This window comes from Methylophaga sp. UBA1464 (genome assembly GCF_002325665.1).
Taxonomy (GTDB): Bacteria; Pseudomonadota; Gammaproteobacteria; order Nitrosococcales; family Methylophagaceae; genus Methylophaga.
The window spans coordinates 49,290-53,349 of record NZ_DCSO01000089.1 but is presented as its reverse complement, the minus strand read 5'-3'; the positions used below and the strand labels follow the sequence as shown (position 1 = coordinate 53,349).

The following is a 4,060-nucleotide window of genomic DNA, read 5'->3' as shown; positions in this document are numbered from 1 at the left end:
GGCAGGTCCTACTTATGAACCTATTGATCCTGTGCGCTTCATTGCCAACCGTAGTTCAGGAAAAATGGGGTATGCATTGGCGCAAGCGGCAGTGGAAGCCGGGGCAAATGTTACGCTGATTTCCGGGCCAGTGGCTCTGGGGACGCCGGATGGGGTGAATCGTGTGGATGTGGAAACAGCTCAGCAGATGTATGACGCCGTTATGCAGTATCTAACCCAAACGATAATTTTTATCGGTTGTGCCGCAGTGGCTGATTATCGCCCCGCACATCAGGCACAGGCAAAATTAAAAAAATCGACTAATAATGATTTAACACTGCAACTTCAATTGAATCCCGATATTATTAATACGGTTGCTAACAGTGATAACCGACCTGAACTGGTCGTCGGTTTTGCTGCAGAAACAGACGATTTGCAACAATATGCACAGCAGAAATTACAGCAAAAACGTCTGGATTTAATTGCAGCGAATCGAGTGGGCGATAGACTGGCTTTTGGTCAGGAGAATAATGCGCTGGAAATTTTCTGGGAGGGTGGCCATAAGTCTTTGACCGAAGCTCCGAAACTTGAAATTGCACGCGAACTTATAAAAGTAATAACAGAGCGCTACCATGCAAAAAATTCAATTTAAAATACTTGACCCGAGATTGGGCAAGTCGATCGAGCTTCCTGATTATGCGACAGAGGGATCGGCAGGCATGGACTTGCGGGCCTGCCTCGACGAAAACCTGACGTTACATCCTGGTGAAACTATCCTGATCCCTACAGGGATTGCCATTCATATTGATGATCCTGCTTTAGCTGCGATGATTTTACCGCGTTCAGGTTTGGGTCATAAACATGGCATCGTGCTGGGTAATCTGGTGGGCCTGATTGATAGTGATTATCAGGGGCAGATTTTTGTTTCCTGTTGGAATCGCGGTGATACCCCATTTGAAATAGTTGTGGGTGAACGTATCGCACAGATGCTGTTTGTTCCAATCATTCAGGTTGGTTTTGAACAGGTTACCGAATTCACTGCCAGCGAGCGCGGCAGTGGTGGTTTTGGTCATACTGGCAGAAACTGAGCACAACGGTGCTGTTAACCTTGCAAAATCTGAAAATCTTTCGCAGAAGGCTAAGCTCTCTGGCCATTTTGCTGATAATTTTGATTTTGGTTTCAGGATTGGCGGTAGCAATCTGGATCAATGATTATCAAAAACAAACTGCTTTAACAGCATTTAATCAAAAACAAACTGAAAAATTGGCGCTGGCTGCATCCGGGCTTACCGATCTGTTGCAAGTCTGGCAGCAGCGTTTTGTTGGGATGTCCGCAGCAGATGCAGAAGATCCGGTTGCCTATGGTTGGACTGATGCATCGAACGCGTGTGTATTTTCCACCATACCTTCTGCTCCGACATCCGAAGCCTGTATTCCCGTCAGTTTTGGTACGATTAACAGTCTTCGTCAGGCAGAAAAACAGGGTATAGCTGATATAGCGGTTATGCAGCCAAACACACCCCAGGCGCATATTTTGCTGGCTAAAAAGCTGGATGATAATGCTGGATATCTGGTGGTAACACTGCAGACAACAGAACTGGAGAATAAACTCAGAGAACGCTATTTAACAATTGGTTCAGGAAATCTGGCTTTACAGCAGGGCGCTCAAAACTGGTTAACACTGCTGGAGCAGGGCGAAAGTAAATTTCAGCAATCCAGTCGTATTTATACACAGGCTCTGCCGGGTGCCTATTGGCGATTAGCTTTCTGGCCGGCTGATCGAGTGCCTAAATCAGCTGCCTGGCCTGCATTAGCCATGTTAAGCATTATTATCTTTGTCTTAAGCTGGCTGGTTATAAACAGATTCAGTACGTTAAGACCTAAAAAACACGCACAGATCGGAGCTCGGCCCAGGCCTGTTGAATATGTGGAAAATGAGGTCAATATTGATAACACACCAACACCTGCAGTGATCCGGGTCGCGGCACCTAAAATCAGTAAAACAGAAGCCGTTGACAGAGTCAGACCCGTTGACATCAAACCCGTTATTTTTAAAGCCTATGATATTCGCGGTATTGTGGGTACCCAGCTCAGTGAACCTATCATGCGGGTATTGGGACTGGCGATAGGCACCGAGGCGCAACACCAGGAGCAGACAAGAATTATCGTAGGGCGTGACGGACGGCTTTCCAGTGAAAGTTTTAGCGATGCATTAATTGAAGGCATTCTGGCCAGTGGCTGTGATGTTACTGATATAGGTGCTGTACCAACGCCATTGGTTTACTTTGCTTCTCAGCATATGCAAACACATTGCGGCGTAGTCGTTACCGGCAGCCATAATCCACAAGGCTACAACGGTCTGAAAATTGTCATAAATGATAAGACCCTGTCAGGCGATGCGATTCAAGGGATTTATCACCGAATACAGAACTCTCGTTTGTATGATGGAGAAGGACAGCTGCGTCAGGCCGATATCATTGACAGTTATATTGAAAAAGTGAAACAGGTGATCACTTTATCCCGTCCACTGAAGGTGGGGGTGGATTGTGGTAACGGTATTGCCGGACGTGTTGTTCCGAAATTGTTAACAGCGCTAGGCTGCGATGTTCATGAACTGTATTGCAATGTTGACGGCCATTTCCCTAATCACCATCCTAATCCGGCTAACCCGCAGAATATGCAGGATATTTCCAAACTGGTCCGTGATAAACATCTTGACATTGGTCTGGCATTTGATGGGGATGGTGATCGGCTGGGTGTGGTCAACGGCGAAGGTGAAATTATCTGGCCGGATCGGCTTTTGATGTTATTTGCCAGCGATATCCTTAAACGTCATAAAGGTTCAACTATTATTTACGACGTTAAAAGCAGCGGATTATTGGAGCAGGTTATTACTAAAGCGGGTGGTAAAGCCATGATGTGCCCATCCGGGCACTCGTTAATTCGTGCCGAAATGTTAAAGCATGAAGCCAAATTGGCTGGAGAGTTGAGCGGGCATATCTTTTTTGCCGATAACTGGTATGGTTTTGATGATGCCTTATTTGCCGCTGGCCGTTTACTGGCACTGATTGCCGATGACCCTCAACGTCGTGGAGCAACCGAAATTTTTGCTGCGCAACCGCAGAGTTTCAACACTCCAGAAATTTTAATTGATTTAGATACGGCAGAATGCCGTCGGTTTATGACACAATTTACACAAAATGCACAGTTCGATGATGGCGAAGTTATCACCATTGATGGTGTGCGGGTGAATTTTAGCAATGGCTGGGGACTTGTTAGAGCATCAAATACTGTTCCCGGTCTCACGTTGCGATTTGAAGCAGAAACTGAAGAAGATCTGGAACAGATAAAACAGCAATTTATTCAGCAGATGCTGCAGGTGAAACCTAATCTAAGTCTTAATTTTTAATCTTACGCTGTTAACGACAAAAACGAATTATAGTTGGTCGTTATTTTGCATAAGCAAAAACAATAAAAAAAGCTTGCACTAAACAGACTGTGCGGGACAAGGAAGAAATTTTTAATGAGTTTGAATACACAAAAAGCGTCACATATTGCTCAGGTTCTCACTGAGGCGTTGCCCTATATCCAACGTTTTTCCGGTAAAACACTGGTCATCAAATATGGTGGTAATGCCATGATTGATGAAACATTGAAAAATAGTTTTGCACGCGATGTGGTGTTACTGAAAGCCGTTGGTATTAATCCGGTCATTGTGCATGGCGGTGGCCCACAAATCGGCCAACTATTGGCAAAAATCGGCAAAGAATCTGAATTTATCAACGGCATGCGGGTGACTGATACCGAGACCATGGATATTGTGGAAATGGTGCTTGGCGGTCAGGTGAACAAAAGCATTGTTAACCTGATCAATAATCATGGTGGACGCGCTGTTGGCCTCACAGGCAAAGACGGCAGTTTGATATTTGCCGAAAAAATGAAATTTGCTTCACCAGAGGACATCACCATTGATGCGCCAGAAATTATTGATCTGGGCTTTGTCGGACGTGTGACCAGTATTGATACCAGTGTCATTGATATGTTGATTCATAGTGATTTCATTCCGGTCATTGCCCCAATT

The 4,060-nt window shown here is 45.2% G+C and carries 4 protein-coding genes; all 4 read left to right on the top strand.

Features of this window, described 5'->3' with window-relative positions; genetic code table 11:
- Positions 1 to 631, top strand: a 631-nt coding sequence (gene coaBC / locus B3O33_RS11790; RefSeq protein ID WP_292363662.1) for a bifunctional phosphopantothenoylcysteine decarboxylase/phosphopantothenate--cysteine ligase CoaBC, incomplete at its 5' end; no start/stop codon positions are given.
- Positions 612 to 1,067, top strand: a complete 456-nt coding sequence (gene dut / locus B3O33_RS11785; RefSeq protein ID WP_292360367.1) for a dUTP diphosphatase — start codon at positions 612 to 614, stop codon at positions 1,065 to 1,067. The genes coaBC and dut, both read left to right, overlap by 20 nt.
- A 20-nt stretch (positions 1,068 to 1,087) precedes the next feature.
- Complete coding sequence (locus tag B3O33_RS11780; protein WP_292363660.1) at positions 1,088 to 3,388, top strand: phosphomannomutase/phosphoglucomutase; 2,301 nt, start codon at positions 1,088 to 1,090, stop codon at positions 3,386 to 3,388.
- Positions 3,389 to 3,502: 114 nt separating this feature from the next.
- Positions 3,503 to 4,060: acetylglutamate kinase (gene argB, locus B3O33_RS11775; RefSeq protein WP_292363658.1), on the top strand; the 558-nt coding region annotated here is incomplete at its 3' end.